The organism is Streptomyces sp. NPDC037242 (genome assembly GCF_055604165.1).
The window spans coordinates 132,045-156,176 of the sequence record NZ_JBVJUY010000010.1; the positions used below are offsets into that span (position 1 = coordinate 132,045).

General features: G+C 70.6%; 23 protein-coding genes and 1 tRNA gene. 14 read left to right on the forward strand and 10 right to left on the reverse strand.

Annotated elements, in window-relative coordinates:
- Positions 1 to 30 precede the first annotated feature (30 nt).
- The 5 genes from acs (at position 31) to ACZ7GJ_RS14590 (ending at position 5,467) form a co-directional block, all read left to right on the forward strand.
- Positions 31 to 2,028: an acetate--CoA ligase gene (gene acs, locus ACZ7GJ_RS14570; RefSeq protein WP_470751745.1), complete on the forward strand. Its 1,998-nt coding sequence runs from the start codon at positions 31 to 33 to the stop codon at positions 2,026 to 2,028.
- A 236-nt stretch (positions 2,029 to 2,264) separates the two neighbouring features.
- A complete protein-coding gene (gene nhaA, locus ACZ7GJ_RS14575; protein WP_470751747.1) occupies positions 2,265 to 3,698 on the forward strand; it encodes a Na+/H+ antiporter NhaA in 1,434 nt (477 codons plus the stop codon).
- Between the two features lie 63 nt (positions 3,699 to 3,761).
- Positions 3,762 to 4,220: a phage holin family protein gene (locus tag ACZ7GJ_RS14580; protein WP_365923645.1), complete on the forward strand. Its 459-nt coding sequence runs from the start codon at positions 3,762 to 3,764 to the stop codon at positions 4,218 to 4,220.
- Complete coding sequence (locus ACZ7GJ_RS14585; RefSeq protein WP_470751749.1) at positions 4,217 to 5,176, forward strand: alpha/beta fold hydrolase; 960 nt, start codon at positions 4,217 to 4,219, stop codon at positions 5,174 to 5,176. The genes ACZ7GJ_RS14580 and ACZ7GJ_RS14585 overlap by 4 nt, the downstream gene beginning before the upstream one ends.
- A 117-nt stretch (positions 5,177 to 5,293) precedes the next feature.
- Positions 5,294 to 5,467 (forward strand): hypothetical protein, encoded by a 174-nt coding sequence (locus tag ACZ7GJ_RS14590; RefSeq protein WP_470751751.1) that lies wholly within the window; start codon positions 5,294 to 5,296, stop codon positions 5,465 to 5,467.
- 18 nt (positions 5,468 to 5,485) lie between these two features.
- Here ACZ7GJ_RS14590 and ACZ7GJ_RS14595 read toward each other — a convergent pair whose 3' ends face one another.
- The 3 genes from ACZ7GJ_RS14595 to nth all read right to left on the reverse strand — a co-directional run bounded on the left by ACZ7GJ_RS14595 (position 5,486) and on the right by nth (position 8,377).
- Positions 5,486 to 6,688 (reverse strand): MarP family serine protease, encoded by a 1,203-nt coding sequence (locus ACZ7GJ_RS14595; RefSeq protein ID WP_470751752.1) that lies wholly within the window; start codon positions 6,686 to 6,688, stop codon positions 5,486 to 5,488.
- Positions 6,689 to 6,701: 13 nt separating this feature from the next.
- Positions 6,702 to 7,418: an NUDIX hydrolase gene (locus ACZ7GJ_RS14600; protein WP_470751754.1), complete on the reverse strand. Its 717-nt coding sequence runs from the start codon at positions 7,416 to 7,418 to the stop codon at positions 6,702 to 6,704.
- Between the two features lie 83 nt (positions 7,419 to 7,501).
- A complete protein-coding gene (gene nth, locus ACZ7GJ_RS14605) occupies positions 7,502 to 8,377 on the reverse strand; it encodes an endonuclease III (protein ID WP_470751877.1) in 876 nt (291 codons plus the stop codon).
- 278 nt (positions 8,378 to 8,655) lie between these two features.
- On the opposite strand from nth, the gene ACZ7GJ_RS14610 reads away from it, so the two are divergent.
- Both ACZ7GJ_RS14610 and ACZ7GJ_RS14615 read left to right on the forward strand, forming a co-directional pair.
- Positions 8,656 to 9,330, forward strand: coding sequence for a Crp/Fnr family transcriptional regulator (locus ACZ7GJ_RS14610; RefSeq protein ID WP_003981529.1), 675 nt, complete (start codon positions 8,656 to 8,658; stop codon positions 9,328 to 9,330).
- Positions 9,331 to 9,439: 109 nt separating this feature from the next.
- Positions 9,440 to 10,243 (forward strand): nucleotidyltransferase domain-containing protein, encoded by an 804-nt coding sequence (locus tag ACZ7GJ_RS14615; RefSeq protein ID WP_470751756.1) that lies wholly within the window; start codon positions 9,440 to 9,442, stop codon positions 10,241 to 10,243.
- A gap of 16 nt (positions 10,244 to 10,259) precedes the next feature.
- Here ACZ7GJ_RS14615 and ACZ7GJ_RS14620 read toward each other — a convergent pair whose 3' ends face one another.
- From ACZ7GJ_RS14620 to ACZ7GJ_RS14635, 4 genes are all read right to left on the reverse strand, one after another.
- Positions 10,260 to 11,108: an MBL fold metallo-hydrolase gene (locus ACZ7GJ_RS14620; RefSeq protein ID WP_470751758.1), complete on the reverse strand. Its 849-nt coding sequence runs from the start codon at positions 11,106 to 11,108 to the stop codon at positions 10,260 to 10,262.
- Entirely contained in the window at positions 11,105 to 12,088 is a 984-nt protein-coding gene (locus ACZ7GJ_RS14625; RefSeq protein ID WP_470751759.1) for an NUDIX hydrolase, read from the reverse strand. The genes ACZ7GJ_RS14620 and ACZ7GJ_RS14625 overlap by 4 nt, the downstream gene beginning before the upstream one ends.
- 238 nt (positions 12,089 to 12,326) lie before the next feature.
- Positions 12,327 to 12,797 (reverse strand): RidA family protein, encoded by a 471-nt coding sequence (locus tag ACZ7GJ_RS14630; RefSeq protein ID WP_470751761.1) that lies wholly within the window; start codon positions 12,795 to 12,797, stop codon positions 12,327 to 12,329.
- Complete coding sequence (locus tag ACZ7GJ_RS14635; RefSeq protein WP_007264966.1) at positions 12,794 to 12,955, reverse strand: DUF4177 domain-containing protein; 162 nt, start codon at positions 12,953 to 12,955, stop codon at positions 12,794 to 12,796. The genes ACZ7GJ_RS14630 and ACZ7GJ_RS14635 overlap by 4 nt, the downstream gene beginning before the upstream one ends.
- A 109-nt stretch (positions 12,956 to 13,064) precedes the next feature.
- On the opposite strand from ACZ7GJ_RS14635, the gene bagA reads away from it, so the two are divergent.
- A complete protein-coding gene (gene bagA, locus ACZ7GJ_RS14640; protein ID WP_470751763.1) occupies positions 13,065 to 14,045 on the forward strand; it encodes an ATPase BagA in 981 nt (326 codons plus the stop codon).
- Positions 14,042 to 15,316 (forward strand): ATPase BagB, encoded by a 1,275-nt coding sequence (gene bagB, locus ACZ7GJ_RS14645; RefSeq protein ID WP_470751764.1) that lies wholly within the window; start codon positions 14,042 to 14,044, stop codon positions 15,314 to 15,316. Before bagA ends, bagB begins: the two co-directional genes overlap by 4 nt.
- A 43-nt stretch (positions 15,317 to 15,359) precedes the next feature.
- Here bagB and ACZ7GJ_RS14650 read toward each other — a convergent pair whose 3' ends face one another.
- On the reverse strand, positions 15,360 to 15,710 hold the full coding sequence (locus ACZ7GJ_RS14650) for a WhiB family transcriptional regulator (protein WP_365923624.1): 351 nt from the start codon (positions 15,708 to 15,710) through the stop codon (positions 15,360 to 15,362).
- Between the two features lie 386 nt (positions 15,711 to 16,096).
- Here ACZ7GJ_RS14650 and ACZ7GJ_RS14655 point away from each other — a divergent pair, with 386 nt between their 5' ends.
- Positions 16,097 to 18,397, forward strand: coding sequence for a transglycosylase domain-containing protein (locus ACZ7GJ_RS14655; protein WP_470751765.1), 2,301 nt, complete (start codon positions 16,097 to 16,099; stop codon positions 18,395 to 18,397).
- A gap of 82 nt (positions 18,398 to 18,479) precedes the next feature.
- On the opposite strand, the gene ACZ7GJ_RS14660 is transcribed toward ACZ7GJ_RS14655, so the two are convergent.
- Entirely contained in the window at positions 18,480 to 18,941 is a 462-nt protein-coding gene (locus ACZ7GJ_RS14660) for a GatB/YqeY domain-containing protein (protein ID WP_470751767.1), read from the reverse strand.
- A gap of 67 nt (positions 18,942 to 19,008) precedes the next feature.
- Between ACZ7GJ_RS14660 and ACZ7GJ_RS14665 the strand changes: the two genes are divergently transcribed.
- The 3 genes from ACZ7GJ_RS14665 to ACZ7GJ_RS14675 all read left to right on the forward strand — a co-directional run bounded on the left by ACZ7GJ_RS14665 (position 19,009) and on the right by ACZ7GJ_RS14675 (position 20,754).
- On the forward strand, positions 19,009 to 19,947 hold the full coding sequence (locus ACZ7GJ_RS14665; RefSeq protein WP_470751768.1) for a metallophosphoesterase: 939 nt from the start codon (positions 19,009 to 19,011) through the stop codon (positions 19,945 to 19,947).
- A gap of 5 nt (positions 19,948 to 19,952) precedes the next feature.
- Positions 19,953 to 20,642, forward strand: coding sequence for a Pr6Pr family membrane protein (locus ACZ7GJ_RS14670; protein WP_470751770.1), 690 nt, complete (start codon positions 19,953 to 19,955; stop codon positions 20,640 to 20,642).
- Between the two features lie 38 nt (positions 20,643 to 20,680).
- Positions 20,681 to 20,754, forward strand: a tRNA-Pro gene (locus ACZ7GJ_RS14675).
- Between the two features lie 425 nt (positions 20,755 to 21,179).
- On the opposite strand, the gene ACZ7GJ_RS14680 is transcribed toward ACZ7GJ_RS14675, so the two are convergent.
- The gene (locus tag ACZ7GJ_RS14680) at positions 21,180 to 23,762 is read right to left on the reverse strand and encodes a hypothetical protein (protein WP_470751771.1); all 2,583 of its coding nucleotides are present in this window, start codon (positions 23,760 to 23,762) and stop codon (positions 21,180 to 21,182) included.
- A 138-nt stretch (positions 23,763 to 23,900) separates the two neighbouring features.
- Between ACZ7GJ_RS14680 and ACZ7GJ_RS14685 the strand changes: the two genes are divergently transcribed.
- Entirely contained in the window at positions 23,901 to 24,101 is a 201-nt protein-coding gene (locus ACZ7GJ_RS14685) for a hypothetical protein (protein ID WP_403874726.1), read from the forward strand.
- The last annotated feature ends 31 nt before the right edge of the window (positions 24,102 to 24,132 follow it).

Below are 24,132 nucleotides of genomic sequence, written 5' to 3' on the forward strand. Positions count from 1 at the left end.
CTTGCCACCAGGCCCTGTGACTGATGAGCTATGCCCGGGGACACAACGGACACCCTGGGAAAGGGAGATGTCGTGAGCAACGAAAGCCTGGCCAACCTGTTGAAGGAGGAGCGTCGGTTCGCTCCTCCTGCCGACCTGGCCGCCGCTGCCAACGTGACAGCGGCTGCGTACGCACAGGCCGACGAGGACCGGCTGGGCTTCTGGGCCGAGCAGGCCCGGCGGCTGACCTGGGACATCGAGCCCACCGAGACGCTCGACTGGACCAACCCGCCCTTCGCGAAGTGGTTCGCGGACGGCAAGCTGAACGTCGCGTACAACTGCGTGGACCGGCACGTCGAGGCCGGCAACGGCGACCGCGTCGCCATCCACTTCGAGGGCGAGCCCGGCGACAGCCGCTCGATCACCTACGCCGAGCTCAAGGACGAGGTCTCCAAGGCCGCCAACGCCCTGACCGAGCTGGGCGTGCGGGCCGGCGACCGGGTCGCCGTCTACCTCCCGATGATCCCCGAGGCCGTCGTCGCGATGCTCGCGTGCGCCCGCGTCGGCGCCGCGCACTCGGTGGTCTTCGGCGGCTTCTCCGCCGACGCCGTCGCCTCCCGCATCCAGGACGCGGACGCCAAGCTGGTCATCACCGCCGACGGCGGCTACCGCCGCGGCAAGCCCTCGGCCCTCAAGCCCGCCATCGACGAGGCCGTCGGCAAGTGCCCGCAGGTCGAGCACGTCCTCGTCGTACGGCGCACCGGCCAGGACACCGCCTTCACCGAGGGCCGCGACATCTGGTGGGACGAGCTCGTCGGCCGCCAGTCCGCCGAGCACACCCCGCAGGCGTTCGACGCCGAGCACCCGCTCTTCATCCTCTACACCTCGGGGACCACGGGTAAGCCCAAGGGCATCCTGCACACCTCCGGCGGCTACCTCACGCAGGCCGCGTACACCCACCACGCGGTGTTCGACCTGAAGCCGGAGAGCGACGTCTACTGGTGCACCGCCGACATCGGCTGGGTGACCGGGCACTCGTACATCGTCTACGGGCCGCTCGCGAACGGCGCCACGCAGGTCATGTACGAGGGCACGCCGGACACCCCGCACCAGGGCCGGTTCTGGGAGGTCGTGCAGAAGTACGGCGTCACCATCCTCTACACCGCGCCCACGGCCATCCGTACGTTCATGAAGTGGGGCGACGACATCCCCGCGAAGTTCGACCTGTCGAGCCTGCGCGTGCTGGGCTCGGTCGGCGAGCCGATCAACCCCGAGGCCTGGATCTGGTACCGCAAGCACATCGGCGGCGACCGCTGCCCGATCGTGGACACGTGGTGGCAGACCGAGACCGGCGCAATGATGATCTCCCCGCTGCCGGGCGTCACGGAGACCAAGCCGGGCTCCGCCCAGCGCGCGCTGCCGGGCATCTGCGCCACCGTCGTGGACGACGAGGCGAACGAGGTGCCGAACGGCGGTGGCGGCTACCTGGTCCTCACCGAGCCGTGGCCGTCGATGCTGCGCACCATCTGGGGCGACGACGAGCGGTTCATCGACACCTACTGGTCGCGCTTCGAGGGCAAGTACTTCGCGGGCGACGGCGCCAAGAAGGACGACGACGGCGACATCTGGCTGCTCGGCCGGGTGGACGACGTGATGCTGGTCTCCGGCCACAACATCTCGACCACCGAGGTCGAGTCGGCGCTCGTCTCGCACCCCTCGGTCGCCGAGGCCGCCGTGGTCGGCGCCGCCGACGAGACCACCGGCCAGGCCATCGTGGCCTTCGTCATCCTGCGCGGCAGCGCCTCCGAGACCGAGACGCTGGTCGCGGAACTGCGCAACCACGTGGGCTCCACGCTCGGCCCGATCGCGAAGCCGAAGCGGATCCTGCCGGTGCAGGAGCTGCCGAAGACCCGCTCGGGCAAGATCATGCGGCGTCTGCTGCGCGATGTCGCCGAGAACCGAGCGGTCGGTGACGTCACCACGCTCGCGGACTCCTCGGTGATGGACCTGATCCAGAGCAAGCTCCCGGCCGCCGGCAGCGAGGACTAGGCACCGGCAGGACGCCGGCACACGAGTAGGACACACCGGCAGGACACGGTGGGAGGGGCATTCGGCGCACCGCGCCGGATGCCCCTTTCGCGCATAAAGTGATGATCACCGGATACGCCCCTGCGTGCACCCTGTAAAGTATTAGAAGCGTAAAGAAATACATACAGGGTGCGCCGGGAAGTCTGGTCGGCAACGTGGTTCGTCATGCCGTCCAACCCACCCCGGAGGTGCCACCCGTGGCCGCGCCCAACACCACCGACAACCACCACCGCAAGCTCCTCGGCAGGCTGTCGCTGCCCGAGCGCCGCTTCGTGGCCGACGCCCTGCGCGCCGAGACGGTCGGCGGTGTACTGCTCCTCGTGGCCGCGATCGCCGCCCTGATGTGGGCGAACATCCCCGCGATCTCGGACAGCTACGACAGCGTCCGGTCCTTCCACATCGGCCCGTCCTCCCTCGGCCTGGACCTCTCCCTCCAGCACTGGGCCGCCGACGGCCTGCTCGCGGTCTTCTTCTTCGTCGCCGGCATCGAGCTCAAGCGCGAGCTCGTCGCGGGCGATCTGCGCGACGCCAAGGCCGCCGCCCTCCCGGTGATCGCCGCCATCTGCGGCATGGCCGTGCCCGCGCTGGTCTACGTACTGGTCAACGTCCTCGGCAACGGCTCGACCGACGGCTGGGCGGTCCCGACCGCCACCGACATCGCCTTCGCGCTCGCCGTCCTCGCGGTCATCGGCACCTCGCTGCCGTCCGCCCTGCGCGCGTTCCTGCTGACCCTCGCGGTCGTCGACGACCTGTTCGCCATCATGATCATCGCGGTGTTCTTCACCAGCGAGATCAACTTCCTCGCGCTCGGCGGCGCGGTCGTGGGCCTGGTCCTCTTCTGGTTCCTGCTCCGCAAGGGCGTCCGGGGCTGGTACGTCTACCTCCCCCTCGCCCTGGCGATCTGGGGCCTGATGTACAACAGCGGCGTCCACGCCACCATCGCCGGCGTGGCCATGGGCCTCATGCTCCGCTGCCACCGCAAGGACGGCGAGCACCACTCCCCCGGCGAGCACATCGAGCACCTGGTCCGGCCGATCTCGGCGGGTCTGGCGGTGCCGCTCTTCGCACTGTTCTCGGCCGGGGTCTCGCTCTCCGACGACTCCATCGGGCAGGTCTTCACCCGGCCCGAGACCCTCGGCGTGGTCCTCGGCCTGGTCGTCGGCAAGACGGTCGGCATCTTCGGCGGCACCTGGCTCGCCGCCCGCTTCACCAAGGCCGAGCTGAACGACGACCTCGCCTGGCCCGACGTGTTCGCCGTGGCCTCGCTCGCCGGAATCGGCTTCACCGTGTCCTTGCTGATCGGCGAGCTCGCCTTCACCGGCGACCCGGTGCTCACCGACGAGGTCAAGGCCGCCGTCCTGTTCGGCTCGCTCATCGCCGCCGTCTTCGCGGGCGTCATGCTCAAGCTGCGCAACCGCAAGTACAAGGCGCTCACCGAGGCCGAGGAGCGCGACGAGGACCTCGACGGGATCCCGGACATCTACGAGGAGAACAAGCCCGAGTACCACCTGCGGATGGCGAAGATCTACGAGGAGAAGGCCGCGGAGCACCGCCGCAGGGCCGAGGCGACGGCGGGCGCCGCGGCGCGGGCGGCAGCCGGGTCCAGCGCCGACGGCGACCGTCCGGCATGATCTGACTGACGCAGGACAGACTTGAGCACAGCCGTCGCCGACGGACGACAGAGGGAGAGAGCGATGAGCGCAGTGGACCAAGAGGCGCAGGGAGCCGAGCGCACACTCGGCCAGCTGGTCGCCTCGGCCACCGCCGAGATGTCCGCCCTGGTGCACGACGAGATCGCCCTCGCCAAGGTGGAGATCAAGCAGGACGTCAAGCGCGCGGGGATCGGCAGCGGCGCCGCGATCGTCGCGGGAGTGCTCGTGCTCTTCTCCCTCCCCGTACTGAGTTTCGCCGCGGCGTACGGGATCCATAACCTCGGGCTCGGGCTCGCCTGGTCCCTCCTCATCGTCGGCGGTGCGTTCTGGCTGCTCGCGGGCCTGATCGGGCTGCTTGCCGTCGCGAAGTTCAAGAAGGTCAAGCCGCCGACGAAGACCATCGACTCGGTCAAGCAGACCGCCGCCCTCGTCGGGACCGTCAAGCCGCACCCGCGGCCGGTGAGTGACAAGGCCGTGGGTGTGGCACGCTCGTCCTCATGACAGCTCCCTCGCCGGACTCCAGCACTCCGCCCACCGCTGCCTCCGCGGTCAGGATCGACGTGCCCGGCGGGCGGACGGTGACGCACCGCGACGTCGCCGCCAACGGCGCGAGGTTCCACGTCGCCGAACTCGGTGACGGGCCGCTGGTGCTGCTCCTGCACGGTTTCCCGCAGTTCTGGTGGACTTGGCGGCACCAGTTGGTGGCGCTGGCCGACGCCGGGTACCGGGCCGTCGCGATGGACCTGCGGGGCGTGGGCGGCAGCGACCGCACCCCGCGCGGCTACGACCCCGCCAACCTGGCGCTCGACATCACCGGGGTCGTACGGTCCCTCGGCGAGCCGGACGCCGCGCTCGTGGGGCACGACCTGGGCGGCTACCTCGCCTGGACCGCGGCCGTCATGCGGCCCAAGCTGGTGCGCCGGCTGGTGGTCTCCTCCATGCCGCATCCGCGCCGCTGGCGCTCGGCGATGCTGTCGGACTTCGGGCAGACCCGCGCCAGTTCGCACATCTGGGGCTTCCAGCGGCCGTTCGTCCCCGAGCGGCAACTGGTCGCCGACGACGGGGCGCTCGTCGCGGAGCTGATCCGGGACTGGTCGGGCCCCGTGCCGCCCGAGGAGGCCGATCTCGCCGTGTACCGGCGGGCGATGTGCATTCCGTCCACCGCGCACTGCTCCATCGAGCCGTACCGCTGGATGATGCGCTCGATGGCCCGGCCCGACGGGCTCCAGTTCAACCGCCGGATGAAGCGGCCGGTGCGGGTGCCGACGCTGCACCTGCACGGCTCGCTCGATCCGGTGATGCGTACGCGCAGTGCGGCGGGATCCGGGGAGTACGTCGAAGCCCCGTACCGCTGGCGGCTGTTCGACGGTCTGGGGCATTTTCCCCACGAGGAGGACCCGGTCGCGTTCTCGACCGAGCTGGTCAACTGGCTGAAGGATCCCGAGCCGGACCGCTGAGCACGGTCGCGGATCACTCGTACGACCATGTGACAAGCATTCAATTGCCCGGCGCATAGGCCAATTGGCCGCCCCCAACGCGGTTACGGACCTTGGGGCACGGGCAGAGCTCGGAGTATGGGCTGGACGCACGACTACGGTGAGACCGCACACGAACGCCGCTCGGCAGCTACGCCGGGCACCCACGAGAGGGCGGGCCGACGCGGCCACGACCCCAGACTCGGCATCCCGCGCATCCTGCGCCGCCGGGCCCGCTGGGTCTCGGCCAAGCTCCGGCACCAGCGCACGTAGGAACCCGGCCCGTACGGCTCACAGGGCGCAGCCCTGGGTGTCGACCCGCCGGTCCGCCGTCCTGCCGATCCGGATGTCGTCGCGGACCTCGTCCGCGGTCAGGGCGTAGCCGGTGTTCGGGTCGTCCAGGGACTTCGCGAAGACGACCCCGTACACCTTGCCTTCGGGCGTCAGCAGCGGGCCGCCGGAATTGCCCTGGCGGACCGTCGCGTACAGGGAGTAGACGTCACGGCGGACGGTGCCACGGTGGTAGATGTCCGGGCCGTTGGCGTTGATCCGGCCGCGGACGCGCGCCGCCCTGACGTCGTACGCGCCGTTCTCCGGGAAGCCGGCGACGATGGCGTCGCTGCCGCTCGCCGCGTCCTTGTCGGCGAACTCCAGCGCGGGCGCCTTCAGCTTGGGCACGTCCAGGACGGCGATGTCGCGCTCCCAGTCGTAGAGCACGACCTTGCCGTCATACAGCTTGCCCTCGCCGCCGACCTGCACGGTCGGCTCGCCGACTCCGCCGACGACATGCGCGTTGGTCATCACCTTGCCGGGCGCGAAGACGAAGCCCGTGCCCTCCAGCACCTTGCTGCAGCCGGGCGCGGTGCCGACGACCTTCACGATCGAGCGCTTGGCCTGCTCTGCGACCGGGCTGCGGGCGAGCGCCGGGTCGGGCGCCTTGACCTCGGTGATGGGTTCGTTGGAGAACGGGCTGAAGACCTGCGGGAAGCCGTTGCGCGCCAGGGTGGAACTGAAGTCCGAGAACCAGGTGTTCGCCTGGGCCGGGAGCACCCGCGACACGCCGAGCAGGATTTTGGAGTTGCGGACTTCCTTGCCGAGCGTGGGGAGCGAGGTCCCGGCGAGCGCCGAACCGATCAGCCAGGCCACCAGCAGCATCGCGACCACGTTCACCAGCGCCCCGCCGGTCGCGTCGAGCGCGCGGGCCGGTGACCAGGTGATGTGGCGCCGGACCCGGTTGCCCAGGTGCGTGGTGAGGGCCTGGCCGATCGAGGCACAGATGATGATCACGACGACGGCGATGACGACGACCGTGGTGGACACCTGGGTGCCGTTGTCGGTCACCCGGTCCCAGATCAGGGGCAGCAGGGACACGGCGACGAGACCACCGCCGAGGAAGCCGATCACCGACAGGATGCCGACGACGAACCCCTGGCGGTAGCCGACGATCGCGAACCACACGGCGGCGAGCAGCAACAGGATGTCCAGCACGTTCACGTGGGCCACCGTCTCATGCGCGCCAGTCGAGCGGGACCTGACGTGATCGGTCCCACGGGCGCTCCCAGCCCGCGAAATGCAGGATGCGGTCGATCACCCCGGCGGTGAACCCCCAGACCAGGGCCGATTCGACCGCGAAGGCCGGGCCCTGGTAGCCACCGGGGTGGACGACGGTGACCCGGTGCCCGGGGTCCGCGAGATCGGCCACCGGGACCGTGAAGACGCGGGCGGTCTCGGCCGGGTCTACGGCGCCGACCGGGCTGGGGGCGCGCCACCAGCCCAGCACCGGGGTCACGACGAACTCGCTGACCGGGATGTAGAGGCGGGGCAGCACCCCGAAGAGCTGTACGCCGGCCGGGTCGAGGCCGGTCTCCTCCTCGGCCTCGCGCAGCGCGGCGCGCAGCGGGCCGGTGGTGTGCGGGTCGCCGTCCTCGGGGTCGAGGGCGCCGCCGGGGAAGGAGGGCTGGCCGGCATGCGAGCGCAGGCTTCCGGAGCGCTCCATGAGCAGCAGCTCGGGGCCGCGGGGGCCCTCGCCGAAGAGGATCAGCACGGCGGACTGGCGGCCGCGGCCGTCCTCGGGCGGCAGGAAGCGGCTCAGCTGCGTCGGCCGGACGGTCCGTGCCGCCTCCACGACGGGGTCGAGCCAGCCGGGCAGGCCGTCGGTGGTGACGGCCACCTCACCGCCCTCGCGGGCTCCGGCCGTGGTCTCGCCCTGCGTACCGCGCGTCATAGGCACCCCTGTCCGCGTCTTTCTGTCCACACCGTGTCCCACACCGCCAAACGCGGCCCGGGTACCGATTCGTTCCTACGGCCCTACGGCTCTACGGCTGCTGCGCCGTCCGCCCGCCCGCCCAGCGGCGCCGCCGGGAGGCCCGGGTAGTCCGGGGGCGGGGTCAGGCGCTGGCCCGGCTGGCCGCCCTTCTCGTACTTCAGCAGCTTCCTGGCCTTCTCCGGGTCCGTTTCGCCCTCTCCGTACGCCGGGCAGAGCGGGGCGATCGGGCAGGCCCCGCAGGCGGGCTTGCGCGCATGGCAGATCCGGCGGCCGTGGAAGACGACGCGGTGCGAGAGCATCGTCCACTCGCTCTTCGGGAAGATCGCGCAGATCTCCGCCTCGACCTTCTCCGGATCCTCCTGCTCGGTCCACTTCCAGCGGCGCACCAGCCGGCCGAAGTGCGTGTCGACGGTGATCCCCGGGACTCCGAAGGCGTTGCCCAGGACGACATTGGCCGTCTTGCGGCCGACTCCGGGGAGGGTGACCAGGTCCTCGATCCGGCCCGGCACCTCGCCGCCGAAGTTGTCGCGCAGGGCCTGCGAGAGGCCGAGCAGGGACTTGGACTTCGCCCGGAAGAACCCGGTCGGCCGGATGATCTCCTCCAGATCCTCGGGGGCGGCGGCGGCCATGTCCTCGGGGGTCGGGTAGGCGGCGAAGAGCGCCGGGGTCGTCTGGTTCACGCGCAGGTCGGTGGTCTGCGCGGACAGGACGGTGGCGACCAGCAGCTCGAAGGGGTTGCGGAAGTCGAGCTCCGGATGGGCGTACGGATAGATCTCGGCCAGCTCGCGGTTCATGCGGCGCGCCCGGCGGACCATCGACAGGCGCGATTCGGGCTTGGGCGCCTTTGCCGGAGGCTTGGCGGCGGGTTTCTTGGCTGAACCTTTGCCCTGGGGAGGCGGTGACGCCGTCCGGGACACCTTCCCGGGGGCTTGTTCGCCCACGGCTGAATTATGGGCCGCCGTCACTCCCGCGGACCCCTTGGCCTGTGCTCTCACCGGCTTGTTGGACACCCGGCCAGCCTAAGGCCGGCCGCTGACACCCGCCCGGACCTCAGGTAACACCACCCCGATTGGTCTCTCACCGCACAGCACACGCGTACGTCCGGCATCCTAGGTAGTGATTGATCGCACTGTTTGAGCCGTCCGGCAAAATGGGAGACCGGTCCCCTGAGCTGGTCGACATAGGAGAGAGACTCGTGGACGACGTTCTGCGGCGCGCCCCGCTCTTCGCGGCGCTCGATGACGAGCAGGCCGCGGAGCTCCGCGCCTCCATGGGCGAGGTGACCCTCGCACGCGGTGACGCCCTGTTCCACGAGGGCGACCCCGGCGACCGGCTGTATGTCGTGACCGAGGGCAAGGTGAAGCTCCACCGCACCTCCCCCGACGGCCGCGAGAACATGCTGGCCGTCCTCGGCCCCGGCGAGCTGATCGGAGAGCTGTCGCTCTTCGACCCGGGCCCGCGCACCGCCACCGCCACCGCCCTGACCGAGGTCAAGCTGCTCGGCCTCGGCCACGGCGACCTCCAGCCGTGGCTCAACGCCCGGCCCGAGGTGGCCACCGCCCTGCTGCGCGCCGTCGCCCGGCGCCTGCGCAAGACCAACGACCAGATGTCCGACCTGGTCTTCTCCGACGTGCCGGGCCGCGTGGCCCGGGCGCTCCTGGACCTGTCGCGCCGCTTCGGCGTGCAGTCCGAGGAGGGCATCCACGTCGTGCACGACCTGACGCAGGAGGAGCTGGCCCAGCTCGTCGGCGCGTCGCGCGAGACCGTGAACAAGGCCCTGGCCGACTTCGCGGGGCGTGGCTGGCTGCGGCTGGAGGCCCGTGCGGTCATCCTGCTGGACGTGGAGCGGCTGGCGAAGCGCTCGCGCTGACGCCGGTACCTGCTGCGGGAAGGGTCCTGCCCGGTCGGGCGGGGCCCTTCCGCATGTCCGGACGCGGCGCCTGAAGCGCCGGCGGGGCCGCATATTGCACAGTGGGGCCATGGAGCACAGAGGGCTGGACGCGTACGGGTACTTCGAGCGGGAGGGGTCCCTCGGGGCGATCCAGCCCGTGTTCGCACCGCTCGTCTCCGCCGCGCGGGAGCGCATCGCCGAGGCGTACGGGCGGCGGCTGCACAGCGCGTACCTGTACGGGTCCCTGCCGCGCGGCACGGCCCGGCCCGGGCGGTCCGACCTCGACCTGCTGCTCGCCCTGCACCACGAGCCCTCCGACCAGGACCGGGACACCGCCGAGGTACTGGGACGCGGTCTCGACCAGGACTTCGCCGAGGTCGACGGGGTGGGGGTCCTGCTGTACGGCAAGGACCGCCTGCTGAGCGAGCAGGAACGTTACGACCTGGGCTGGTTCCTGGCCTGTCTGTGCACGCCGCTGCTCGGGGCCGACCTGGCCGAGCACCTGCCCCGCTACCGCCCCGACAGCCTGCTCGCCCGAGAGACCAACGGCGGCCTGGCCGAGCTGCTCCCGCGCTGGCGGGCCAGAGCCGCGGCAGCGGCGACACCCGAGGAGTACCGCGCCCTCGCCCGGGGCTTCTCCCGGCACCTGGTGCGGACCGGGTTCACCCTGGTCATGCCCCGGTGGGGCGGCTGGACCAGCGATCTCCCCGAGTCCGCGGAGATCTTCGGCCGGTACTACCCCGAGCGCGCCGCGCAGATGCGGGCCGCGGCCACTGTCGCACTGGACCCGGTCGCGGACCCCGCGGTGCTGCGCTCGTACATCGAGGACCTCGGGCCCTGGCTAGCGGACGAGTACACGGCCCGGCACGGCACGAGGACGCCCCGCGGCTGACGCGGCTAGCGCCCGGTCACTCGACCGGCCCCCCGGGGATCAGGCCGTGCTCCCGGAGGTACTCCAGCTGCGCCTGTACGGACCACTCCGCCGCCGGCCACAGGGAGCGGTCCACGTCCGCGTAGACCTGCGCCACGACGGCCGACGGGGTGACGAAACCGTTCTCCACCGCCGTCTCCACCTGCGCGAGGCGGTGTGCGCGGTGGGCCAGGTAGAACTCCACCGCGCCCTGGGCGTCGTCCAGGACCGGTCCGTGGCCCGGGAGCACGGTGTGGACCCCGTCGTCGACCGTCAGCGAGCGCAGCCGGCGCAGCGAGTCGAGGTAGTCGCCGAGGCGGCCGTCGGGGTGGGCGACGACGGTGGTGCCGCGGCCCAGGATCGTGTCACCGGTCAGGACCGCCCGGTCGGCCGGCAGGTGGAAGCACAGCGAGTCGGCGGTGTGGCCGGGGGTGGGGACCACCCGCAGTTCCAGGCCGCCGGTCCGGATCACGTCCCCGGCGGCCAGTCCCTCGTCGCCCAGGCGCAGGGCGGGGTCGAGGGCTCGGACCTTCGTACGGGTCAGCTCGGCGAACCGGGCGGCGCCCTCGGCGTGGTCGGGGTGGCCGTGGGTGAGGAGGGTCAGGGCGACCCGCTTGCCCGCCTCCTCGGCGGCGGCGAGCACCGCGGCCAGGTGCCCCTCGTCCAGCGGGCCGGGGTCGATGACGACGGCCAGGTCGGAACCGGGCTCGGACAGGAGCCAGGTGTTGGTGCCGTCCAGGGTCATGGCGGAGGCGTTCGGGGCCAGGATGTTCACCGCACGGGCGGTGGCAGGCCCGGAGGTGACCATTCCGCGAGGCTGGCCGGGCAGGGCGGCGGCGTCGGTCATACGGGGTCTCCAGGACGTGCGGGGCCGGCGGGGTCAGCGGGGCTCGCGGGACCGGCGGGGCTTGCGGGGCCGTCCGCCGGACGCCCGAGGCGGACGCGCTTGGTGAACTCGTCGTGCCCCGGCCAGCTCAGCACCAGCTCGCCGTCCTCCAGCGCGGCCCGGGCGAGGACGGGGGTCAGGTCCTGCGCGGCGGCTGCGGCGAGCGCGTCGGCGGCGCCCTCGTACGCCTCCAGGGAGCGCAGCGTGGAGATCGTCGGCGGCATCATCAGCAGCTCGCCCTTGTCGTAGCCCTCGGCGGCGTCCGCGGGGCGGATCCAGACGGTCCGGTCGGCCTCGGTGGAGGCGTTGCGGGTGCGCTGGCCCTCGGGGAGGGCGGCGACGAAGAACCAGGTGTCGTAGCGGCGCGGCTCGAACTCCGGGGTGATCCACCGGGCCCACGCGCCGAGCAGATCGGAACGCAGGAGGAGCCCGCGGCGGTCGAGGAACTCGGCGAAGGACACCTCGCGGGCGACGAGCGCCCGGCGGTCGGCCTCCCAGTCGTCGGCGGTGGTGTCGCCGACCACGGTGTCCGCGGTCTCGCCGGCGAGCAGGACGCCGGCCTCCTCGAAGGTCTCGCGCACGGCCCCGCAGACGATCGCCTGCGCGGTGGCGGCGTCGGTGCCGAGGCGGGCGGCCCAGGCCTCCTGGCTCGGGCCCGCCCAGCCGATGCGGTGGTCCTCGTCCCGGGGGTCGACCCCGCCGCCGGGGTAGGCGTACGCGCCGCCCGCGAAGGCCATGGAGGCCCGGCGGCGCAGCATGTGCACGACGGGGCCGGCGGGGGTGTCGCGGAGCAGCATGACGGTCGCGGCGCGCTTGGGCGGGACCGGGACGAGGGCGCCCTCGTTGAGCGCGCGGATGCGGTCGGGCCACTCCGGCGGGTACCACTGCCCTCCGGCGGTGGCGGGGTCCTGCGGCGGCTGGCTTTCCTGACCATTCGGCATGGCGGGATGCTACGGCCATCCGGCCCGATGTTCGAGGGCTCCCCGCCCCGGGTGTGCCGGTCCGCGGGCGCCCGCGGGGGACGTGGAGCCCCGGACACCGCGCCCGAACGCCGACGGGGCTGGAATCAGCCCCGCCCGCGCCCGGGCAGCGCCACGGGACCGGCGCCGCCGGCCGGAGTCCGGCGCAGCGGCCCGAAGCCGGGGAGGCGCCCCGGCGCCGAGCCGTGCCAGGGGTGCGTCAGGAGGGAAGCAGCTCGACCTGGATCTCGACCTCGACCGGCGCGTCCAGCGGAAGGACCGTCACGCCGACCGCGCTGCGGGCGTGGACGCCCTTCTCGCCGAGCACCTGGCCCAGCAGCTCGCTCGCACCGTTCAGCACGCCCGGCTGCCCGGTGAAGTCCGGGGCCGAGGCGACGAAGCCGACGACCTTCACGACACGCGCGATCTTGTCGAGATCACCGATCACCGACTTCACCGCGGCCAGGGCGTTCAGCGCGCACACGGCGGCCAGTTCCTTGGCCTGCTCGGGCGAGACCTCGGCGCCGACCTTGCCGGTCACCGGCAGGCTGCCCTTGACCATCGGGAGCTGGCCCGCGGTGTACACGTACGCGCCCGACCGCACGGCCGGCTGGTACGTGGCCAGGGGCGGGACGACCTCCGGCAGCGTCAGGCCGAGTTCGGCCAGCTTCGCGTCGACGGCGCCGCTCATGCCTTCTCCCGCTTGAGGTAGGCGACGAGCTGCTCGGGGTTGTTCGGGCCGGGTACGACCTGGACGAGCTCCCAGCCGTCCTCGCCCCAGGTGTCCAGGATCTGCTTGGTGGCGTGGACCAGCAGCGGGACGGTCGCGTATTCGAACTTCTTGGTCATGGGAGCGAGCGTAGTGCCTGTCGCGCGGGGGCCACGCGCACGTCCCGGGACGCCTTGAGGGCCACCCGGCACGCCCGGAGCCGATGGCGAGGAATTAGGCTCGGGCGCTGTGAGCAGGCTCCAGGTGGTCAGCGGCAAGGGCGGCACCGGCAAGACCACGGTCGCCGCGGCACTCGCGCTCGCCCTCGCACGCGAGGGCAGGCGGACTCTTCTGGTGGAGGTCGAGGGCAGGCAGGGGATCGCACAGCTCTTCGGGGCGGAGGCGCTCCCGTACGAGGAGCGGAAGATCGCCGTCGCCTCGGGCGGCGGGGAGGTGTTCGCGCTCGCCATCGACGCGGAGCGGGCGCTGCTCGACTACCTCCAGATGTTCTACAAGCTCGGCTCGGCCGGCCGCGCCCTCAAGAAGCTCGGGGCCATCGACTTCGCGACGACCATCGCGCCGGGGCTGCGGGACGTACTGCTGACCGGCAAGGCGTGCGAGGCGGTGCGGCGCAAGGACAAGGCCGGGCGGTACGTGTACGACCACGTGATCATGGACGCCCCGCCGACCGGGCGGATCACCCGCTTCCTGAACGTCAACGACGAGGTGGCGGGCCTGGCCCGGTTCGGGCCGATCCACAACCAGGCCCAGTCCGTGATGCAGTTGCTGAAGTCACCCGACACCGCGGTCCACCTGGTGACGCTGCTGGAGGAGATGCCCGTCCAGGAGACCGCCGACGGGATCGCCGAACTGCGGGAGGCGGGGCTGCCGGTGGGCCGGGTCGTCGTGAACATGGTCCGGCCGCACCACCTCGACGAGGACGCCCTGCGCGCCGCGGCCGGCGAGCGCCGTGCCGATGTCGCCAAGGCGCTGTCCCGGGCGGGCCTCGGCGGCGCCCGGCGCGGGGGGCTGGCCGAGCGGCTGGTGGACCCGCTGCTCACCCAGGCCGCCGAGCACGCGAGCCGGGTGGCGCTGGAGCGCGCGCAGCGCACCGTACTGGAGGAGCTGGGCGTGCCGGCGTACGAGCTTCCCCTGCTCGGCACGGGGATGGATCTGGCCGGGCTCTACGGGCTGGCCACGGAGCTGCGGAAGCAGGTGGGCGACGCATGACGGAGCGCGCAACGGGCACCACGGGCCTGGAGACACCGCCGCGGCTCGGGGTCGACCGGCTGCTGGACGATCCCGCGACCCGGATCATCGTGTGCTGCGGCGCGGGCGGGGTAGGCAAGACCACCACCGCGGCGGCGCTCGGCGTACGGGCGGCGGAGCGCGGGCGCAAGGCGGTGGTGCTCACCATCGACCCGGCGCGCAGGCTCGCCCAGTCCATGGGGATCGACTCGCTCGACAACACCCCGCGCCGGGTCACCGGGGTGGGGAGCGACGGCGAACTGCACGCCATGATGCTGGACATGAAGCGGACCTTCGACGAGATCGTCGAGGCGCACGCGGACGGGGAGCGGGCCGAGGCCATCCTCGCCAACCCCTTCTACCAGTCCCTGTCGGCCGGTTTCGCGGGCACGCAGGAGTACATGGCGATGGAGAAGCTGGGCCAGCTGCGGGCCCGGGACGACTGGGACCTGATCATCGTGGACACGCCGCCGAGCCGGTCCGCGCTGGACTTCCTGGACGCCCCCAAGCGCCTCGGGTCCTTCCTGGACGGGAAGTTCATCCGGGTGCTGATGGCTCCGGCGAAGGTGGGCGGCCGGGCGGGGATGAAGTTCCTCAATGTCGGCATGTCGATGATGACGGGCACGCTCAGCAAGCTGATGGGCGCCTCGCTGCTGAAGGACGTACAGACCTTCGTGGCCGCCATGGACACGATGTTCGGCGGTTTCCGCACGCGCGCCGACGCGACCTTCCGGCTGCTGCAGGCTCCCGGTACGGCCTTCCTCGTGGTCGCGGCGCCCGAACCGGACGCCCTGCGCGAGGCGGCGTACTTCGTGGAGCGGCTGGCCGCGGAGCGGATGCCGCTGGCCGGGCTGGTGCTGAACCGGGTCCACGGCAGCGGGGCCGACCAGCTGTCCGCAGAGCGGGCGTTGGCGGCCGCAGAGAATCTTGAAGAAGGCGGCATTGTCGATCAGGAGTCCGGGAAAGCTGGACTTCGTGACTGCGCCGACGACGGTTCCCCCACCGACGAGGACGCGAGCACCAGGGCCGAGGCCGAGGCCGAGGTGGACGAGATCACGGCGGGACTGCTGCGCCTGCATGCCGAGCGGATGCAGGTGATCGCGCGCGAACAGCGCACGCGCGACCGCTTCACCTCGCTGCACCCCGAGGTGGCGGTGGCCGAAGTGGCCGCCCTGCCCGGCGATGTACACGACCTCGCCGGGCTTCGGGCCATCGGAGAGCGACTCGCGGCCGGGGTTCCGGCCGGAGCGTAGGCGTTCGTACGTGATGCCTCGTACGGGGTGGCGTTCGGGTGATCTACCCGGCCGCCGCGTACGTCTCGTACGGAACGTCAATCTCCACATCGACATCCCCGGTGAGGATGCCCGTACTGCGCTCGTACTCCGTGCGGGCGGTTTCAAGCAGTCGCCGCCACGAGGTGACGGTGGGACGCCGGCGCAGCAGCGCACGTCGTTCCCGCTCGGTCATTCCGCCCCACACGCCGAACTCGACACGATTGTCGAGCGCGTCGGCCAGGCATTCGGTCCGCACCGGACATCCGGTGCACACCGCCTTGGCCCTGTTCTGTGCCGCTCCTTGAACGAACAGTTCATCCGGATCGGTAGTGCGGCAGGCTGCCTGCGCACTCCAGTCGGTAACCCAGCCCATCCCGGCGCCGTCCTCTCCCGAATCGAGGCTCCCCCACGGCGGTAGCGGCATATTCACCGCTGCCAGTTGAGGACGTTACGGAAGGCGGGCACAGTGCAACACCCCCGACGGGCCCAATCTTGAATGGTCCGAACGGACTATGGGTAAGCGGCAGATCACCCGACGGAGTGATCCGGCGACATGCCCGACCATTCCGGCAATTCGGGTGGAATCGGCGGATCGCCCGGACAGCAGGGGGCGGGATTCGGACATGAGTCCACCCCATTCGGGAAGGGTGAAAAACAAGCCGAGGGGTTGATGTCGCACCGCACTGCTGTGACAGTTGGGGACAGCTTAGGCCAAGGCATTCGCGCGTGTCCGGCGAATGAGAACGTAGGCTGCCCTCCATGGGAAAGAAGCGCTCGGGCGGCGGGCTCACGGGGCCACAGCAGGCCGCCAAGTTCCTCGGGGTGTCCGTTCTCTCCGGTGTTGTACTTGCGGGTATCGCGATCCCGGGCGCCGGCGCCCTGGGACTCGCGGCCAAGGGGACCGTCGAGGGATTCGACGAGATCCCGGCCAATCTCAAGACTCCGCCGCTGAGCCAGCGCACCACGATTCTGGACTCAGAAGGTGGCTTGATCGCCACTGTCTATTCACGTGACCGGCAGGTGGTGCCGCTCACGGCCATCTCCCCGTACATGCAGAAGGCAATCGTCGCGATCGAGGACTCTCGTTTCTACGAGCACGGCGCGGTCGACCTCAAGGGCATCCTGCGCGCGGTCAACCAGAACGCACAGGAAGGCGGCGCCGCGCAGGGCGCGTCGACGCTCACCCAGCAGTACGTGAAGAACGTCTTCGTCGAAGAAGCGGGCGACGACGAGACCAAGGTGCGAGAAGCACAGGTCAAGAGCCTCGGCCGCAAGATCCGCGAACTGAAGTACGCGATCCAGGTCGAGGAGGAGCTCGGGAAGAAGAAGATCCTCGAGAACTACCTCAACATCACGTACTTCGGCCAGCAGGCCTACGGAATCGAATCCGCCGCCCAGCGCTACTTCAGCAAGCCGGCCAAGGACCTGACCCTTGAGGAGTCGGCGCTGCTGGCGGGCGTCGTGCAGTCGCCGAGCCGGTTCGACCCGGTGAACGACTCGGCGGAGGCCACCAAGCGCCGCAACGTCGTCCTCCAGCGGATGATCGACATGAAGGACATCACGGAGGCGGAGGGCGAGGCCGCGAAGGCCAAGCCGGTCCAGCTGAAGGTGACCAAGCCGAAGAACGGCTGCATCACCGCCGTGAAGGGCGCCGGCTTCTACTGCGACTACGTGCGCAACACCTTCCTGACCGACCCGGTCTTCGGCAAGACGCGCGAGGAGCGGGCGAAGGTCTGGAACCAGGGCGGTCTGACCGTACGGACCACCCTCGACCCGCAGTCGCAGGACGCGACGAACGAGTCGATCAAGGACCACGTCGACCAGGACGACAAGGTCGCCACCGCCGTCACCCTGGTCCAGCCGGGCACCGGCCGGGTGCTCGCGATGGGCCAGTCCAAGCCGTACGGCTTCGGCAAGAACGAGACCCAGATCAACTTCTCGGTGGACAAGCAGATGGGCGGGTCGAACTTCGGCTTCCCCACCGGCTCGACCTTCAAGCCCTTCGTCGCGGCCTCGGCCCTGGAGCTCGGCATCCTGCCGACGAAGGTGTACACCACCCCGCAGGAGATGGAGTACCCGAGCCCCGTGCAGACCTGCGGCGACAAGCCGTGGGTCAACCTGAAGCGGGAGCGGGTGCCCAACGAGGCGGAGAACGAGTTCGGCGCCTTCGGCATGAAGGAGGCGATGGCCAAGTCGGTCAACACCTACTTCGTGGAGATGATCTCGGAGACCGGGATCTGCCCCGTCACCCAGATGACCAACAAGCTGCGGGTCGTCCCGGCCGACGGCACCAAGCTTCCCGAGGTCCCGGCCATCGCGCTCGGCACCCAGGGCATGTCCCCGCTGACCATGGCCAACGCGTACGCGACCTTCGCCAACCGGGGCGTGTACTGCACGCCCGTCGCCATAGAGTCCATCACCGACTCGCACGGCAAGGCGCTGACCGTCCCCAAGAGCCAGTGCGAGCGCGTCATGTCGGAGAAGACCGCCGACACCATCAACACGCTGCTGCTCGGCGTGGTCGACTCCGGTACGGGTACGGCCGCGGGCCTGACCGACCGGCAGAACGCGGGCAAGACCGGCACCACCGACAACCGCTACAACGCCTGGTTCGTCGGGTACACCCCGAACATGTCCGGCGCGACCTGGGTCGGCTCGGGCGGCGCCAAGCAGGTGTCGATGGAGAACATCACCATCGGCGGCACGTACTACCCGAAGGTCTACGGCGGCGGGCTGCCCGGCCCGATCTGGAAGCAGGCGATCTCCGGCGCGCTCTCGGGCCGCGAGGCACCCGGCTTCTCCACCGTCAACATCCCCGACAACCCGGCGGCCAACGGCGGCGGCAGGCCCGACCCGAACACCAACCCGGGCAGGCCCGTCAAGCCCGGGAAGCCGGGCGGCGACGGCAAGCCCGGCGAGGGACGCCCTGGCGGGCAGGAGACGGTCGCCGGAGCCACCGGCGGGAACCCGGGCGGCGCCACCGGCGGCAACGGCGGCACCGGCGGCAACCCGTTCCCCGGGTTCACCCTGGAGCCCGGGCTGATCGGCGGCCGCGACTGACGGGGGCCGAACCCGCATAAAAAAAGGGGGGCCCCGCCGGACCGAATCCGGCGGGGCCCCCCTTTGTTTTTCTGTGTCCCGGTTACGCGAGGGCCTTCTTCACGGCGGCGGCCACGCGGCCCCCGTCCGCCAGACCGGCGACCTTCGGGTTCACGATCTTCATGACGACACCCATGGCACGCGGCCCCTCGGCGCCCGTCGCCCGGGCCTCCTCGACGGCCTGCGCCACGATCGCGTCGAGCTCGTCGTCACCGAGTTGCTTGGGCAGGTAGGTGTCGAGGAACTCGCCCTCCGCGGTCTCCCGCGCGGCCTGCTCCGGACGACCGCCCTGGGCGAACGCATCCGCGGCCTCGCGCCGCTTCTTCGCCTCCTTGGCGATCACCTTGAGGACTTCCTCGTCGGAGAGCACGCGCGCTTCCTTGCCCGCGACCTCCTCCTTGGTGATGGCGGAAAGGGTCAGTCGCAGCGTGGACGAGTGCAGCTCGTCACGCGCCCTGATGGCGGCGGTGAGGTCTTCCTGGAGCTTGGCCTTGAGCGTGGTCATGCCCCGAGTCTGCCAGGTCCGGGGCCTGTGGCGCCCGTTGGTTTTCCCGGTCTGCGACGATGGGGGCATGCGTGCGCGTTACGGAGTACCCCTGAAAGTCACCGCCGGAATCGCGGCGGTCGGGGCCGCTGGTGTGGCCTATTCCGCCGGTTTCGAGGCGCGGTCCTTCCGCCTGCGCCGGGTCACGGTACCCGTCCTCCCGCGGGGGATGCGTCCGCTGCGCATCCTTCAGGTCTCGGACATCCACATGGTCAGCGGGCAGCGCAAGAAGCGCGCCTGGCTGCAGTCCCTGGCCGGGCTGCGCCCGGACTTCGTCGTGAACACCGGCGACAACCTCTCCGACACGGAAGGCGTGCCCGAGGTCCTGGACGCGCTCGGCCCGCTCATGGAGTTCCCCGGGGTGTACGTCTTCGGGTCGAACGACTACTACGGGCCCCGGCTGCGCAACCCCGGGCGCTACCTGATCGAGAAGGTCCAGGGCCGGCACGGGCTGAACGGCAACAAGCCGGTCGTCGGCGCCGTCCACAACCCGTGGGAGGAGATGCGGGACGCCTTCGACGCGGCGGGCTGGCACAACCTCACCAACACGCGGGCCCGGCTCAAGCTCGACGGCGTGGACCTCGCCTTCACCGGCCTGGACGACCCGCACATCAAGCGCGACCGCTACGAGGAGGTCGCGGGCGGCCCCGACACCGCGGCGGACTTCTCGATCGCCGTCGTGCACGCCCCGTACCTGCGCGCGCTGGAGTCCTTCACGGCCGACGGCTACCCGCTGATCCTCGCCGGGCACACGCACGGCGGGCAGCTGTGCATCCCCTTCTACGGGGCACTGGTCACCAACTGCGACCTGGACACCAAGCGGGTGAAGGGCCTGTCGACGTACGAGAGCGACGACCAGCGCGCGTACCTCCACGTGTCGGCGGGCTGCGGCACCAACCGCTTCACCCCGGTGCGGTTCGCGTGCCCGCCCGAGGCGACACTCCTGACGCTGACCCCGGCGGCGTAACCGCGGTGCTGCCCGCGATCTTCCGCGCCCTGATCGCCGCCGCGGCGGTGACCGGTCTCGTGATCGAGTGCGCGTACGGCAGCGTGCCCGTGGTCCTGAGCTACTTCACGATCTGGACGAACATCCTGGTCGCGGTCGTCTTCGGGATCTCCGCCCAGCGCTCGCTGCGGCGCCGGCCGCCGCTGCCCGCGCTGTGGACGGGCGGGGTGCTGCTCTTCATCCTGATCACGGGGCTGGTCTTCCACCTGGTCCTGGCGAACCACGCGAGCCCCTTCAACAGCGCCGACGCCGTCGACCGCCTCACCGGCGCCAAGGCCGTCTCCAGCCAGCTCCTGCACACGGTCACGCCGATCGGCGCGTTCCTGGACTTCGTGCTGCTCACGGCCCCCCGCGCCCTCACCGCCCGGCACGCCCTCCAGTGGCTGGCCTTCCCGGGCGCGTACCTGGCCTTCGCCCTGATCCGCGGCGCGCTCCTGTCCCCCGACGTGCCGAGCCGCTACACGTACCCCTTCCTGGACGCGGCGAAGTACGGGTACGCGGGGGTCTCCGTGAACGCGGTCGTCCTGGGCATCGCCTTCTACGCCCTCGGCCTGGCTCTGGTGGCGGCGGACCGCCGCCGCCCGGCACCACCGCGCGCAGCCGGGGCTCCCGGTGAAAACCGGATTTCGTCTCCGGCCGAGGGTCCGCTAAAGTAATCGATGTCGCCAGGCAGCAACGCTGCAAGGATGACGATCGGGGTGTAGCGCAGCTTGGCAGCGCGCTTCGTTCGGGACGAAGAGGTCGTGGGTTCAAATCCCGCCACCCCGACTTCGTAAGACCAGGTCAGGGGCCTGATCCACTCAGTGGATCAGGCCCCTGAGTGGTTTACGGACCTGTCTTGGGAGCCAACTGGGAGCCGACCTCGGAATCCGGCTCCCAGGGGGAGCCGGGCCGAGCGCCCGCCCGGAAAGCTCACCGCATGGCTTGTGTCGGCACGAGGGCTGACAGTACGACGATCACATGCACCGCTGGTCACCCCTCGACGATCATCAGCTCGCCCTTCTGAGCCGGAACGCCCCGGAACAGATCGCCGAGCAGGGGAACGGGGCGCGGTTCCTACGGGGCCTTCTTTAGGTACCAGCCAGTGGTGGCCGGGTGGAACAGCCAGGTGGCGAAGCCGTTGCGGCGCCAGTGTGCCTGGAGCCGCGGTACTCACCGAGTTGTGGGCTGCGCTCTCGCGTGGCGTCCTGAACTTACGACCAAGGGGGCGTAGGGGAGCCGTCCGGGTCAAGTCCGTACGGCCACCTCATCTTGGCCTCGTCGTCGGGAAGCTCGCCGGTATCGGCGGCTCGCTGGTAGAAGATCTCAGCGCCCTCCTGGTCCCCGGCCTCGTCTCGTATCCGCGCTAGGTGGATCAAGGTGTCGGGGTCGCCGGTGGCGGCGGCCTGCTGGTAGAAGGTCTCAGCGCCCTTCTGGTCCCCTGCCCACTCCCTCAGCTCTGCCAGGCGAACCAGAGCACCAGCGTGGCCTGCGTCTGCGGCTCGCTGGTAGAAGGCTTCGGCGCCCTCCCAATCCCCAGCCTGTTCCCGCATTCGTGCCAGGTCTGTCAGTGCCCTGGGATTGGTAACAGCCTGCTGGTAGTGGGACTTGGCGCCGTGTAGGTCTGCGGCTTCCTCCTTCAGCTCGACCAGGTGGCCAGTGGTGTAGGTGTCGCCGGTGTCGGCGACCTGCTGGTAGAGGGCTTCGGCGCCTTCGAGGTCTCCGGCTTCCTCCTTCAGCTCGGCCAGGTAGATCAGGGAGTCGGTGTCGCCAGCGTCAGCGGCCCGCCGATAGTGGGCTTCGGCGCCTTCGAGGTCTCCCGCTTCCTCCTTCAGCTCGGCCAGGTAGATCAGGGAGTCGGTGTCGCCAGCAGCGGCGACCTGTAGGTAAAGGGCTTCGGCACCTTCCCTGTCCCCGGCTTCCTCCCGCATGTCTGCCAAACGGGCCATGGCGTAGGTGTCACCGGTGGTAGCGGCCCGTTCGTAGAGAGCCTTGACCCCCTCCCAGTCCCCGGCCTCTTCCTTCAGCTCCACTAGGTCGACAAGGGCATCAGCGCGGCCGGCGTCTGCGGCCCGCTGGTAGAAGGCTTCGGCGCCCTCACGGTCTCCGGCTGCCTTCCGGCGGCTGGCCACGAGGAACAAGGCGTCTGCGTCGCCAGCGGCGGCGGCACGCCGATAGAGGGCTTCGGCGCCCTCCGGATCCCCGGCCTCTCTCCTTTGCTCCGCCAGGTCAGTCAGAGTGCTGCTGCCGCCGGCGTCTGCGGCTCGCTGGTAGAGGACTTCGGCGCCTTCCACGTCCCCAGTTACCTCCCGGATCCGTGCCAGGTAGTTGAGGGAGTAGGGGTGGCCTGCGTCGGCGGCGCGGAGCCGGAGGTGGTGTGCCCACTGCAGGCGGTGCCTTCGTTCAGCGGCGAGCGCGAGGTTGCCGAGGTCGTCGGGGTGGGTGGTGAGGTGGGCGTGGGCGGCCGCCCAGAACGATGCGGGTGGACACAGTCTCAACCGGGTGGTGCGACCGTGCTGTTCGAGGTAGTCGGCGAGCCGGAACGCTGGTCCTGTCACCGAGAGGGGCGTGGGTGCCGATGTCGGGCCGCTGGGCGGGCGGCGCCTGGGCCGGGCTCCGGTTCGGCGTAGGGGTGCCTGCTTGCCGTGGACGGGGCGGGCGAGGTCGGCGAAGGCCGCTTCTGCCCAGTCGTTGGTGAGTTCGTCGTAGTCCTGGTCGCTGAGGTAGTCGATCGCCGCATCCGTGAGGAAGGTTTGTGGGAGGTGGAGGCCCACGCCAAGACGGCGTGCGTCCATAGCCGCATGCAGTACGGCCTTGGCTGTGGGTGTGCCGTGCTCGTAGCGGCGTAGCAGTTCGGGGGCGCCAGCGAGATCCTGGGTGACCCGTCCGTGGTCATGGGCGCGGGTGAGGGCGTCGGCGAGCAGTTGGTCGCCGTCTTGCGCCAGGACAGCTGCGGTCCGCAGTGCGTCCTGGTCGAAGGTGTCGGGGATGGCGAGAGTGCGTCCGGCAAGTATCTCCCGAACCCGGCTGTGTGGATCCGGGGAGCCAGCGGGGGGCAGGGCTATGAACTGGTCGGCGTACTCGGGCCAGAGGGTGCCCAGAACTAGGACGGGTAGGCGCTTGGGATGGGTGAGGAGGGCATGGACGGCGGCTGCGATCCGCTCGCCGAGGTGGGGGTTGCCGAGGTAGTGCTGGGCTTCGTTGAGCCAGACCACTGTGCGAGATGTGACGCGTTCGAGGTCGCCGAGGGCGGCTTCGGCTCGGGTCGGGTCGAACGGGTGCCACAGCCGCCACCCGCGGGTCGCGAGCGGCTGTATGGCCTCCCAGCAGGCTCTTGTCTTGCCGGTGGAGGACGTGCCGACCAGGACCAGCATCTGGCTGTTGCCCTCTGCGGCCTCCAGCACCACGTCGGTGAGGATCCGATCATGGCCACGTGGGACGTAGCCGGACAGCGTTCGCTGCGGCACGGCCCCATAGCCGACCCCGGCGGGATGGACCTCCAAGTCGTGAGGGTCCCACTCCGTAATCGGCTTACCTGGGCCGTAGTCCTTTCCAAGGGCAGGGTCGATCTCTCCGGCGGCGACGCGCCGCAGATCCAGCAGTTGCTGGTCTGGTAGGCGTAGCACGCGAGCCAGCGCGACAACCGTCTCGGCCGATGGAGCGGGCTTGCCCGCCTGGAGCGCCTCCTGGACGGTGGTGCGACCCAGCTCTGCTCGGGTGGCGAGCTGAGTCTTGTTCAGCCCGGCACGAGCCAGGCCGTCGGCGAGCCTCTTGCGCAGCTCGATGAGCGCCGCCAACTCGCTAGGTTCGTCGTGCATTCGTCCCGCCCGGCTCGATGTGTACGCCGGTGTTCATCATTGTCCAGCCGGGCCCCGGCGAACATCGTTTCCTGGACCTTCATCACGTCAACGCCTCACCTTTGCAGGGAGCCTGCCGTGACCCGTTTTGTCGTTGTCCTCGTCATCGCTGCGCTGGTCGTCATGTTCGCCCTTCTGGCCTCCGCCGCTGCGGGCCTGCTCGCTCGGCTGGATGGCGCCACTTATCCCGCTGCTCTCATGCGGGCCGCCACCACGTTCGCCGCCGCGCTCACCCTTGCGGCCGCCCTGACCGGTGCTCTCGCCCAAATCGTCTCCTAAGCCCTACTCCGTAAGACCAGGTCAAGGCCTT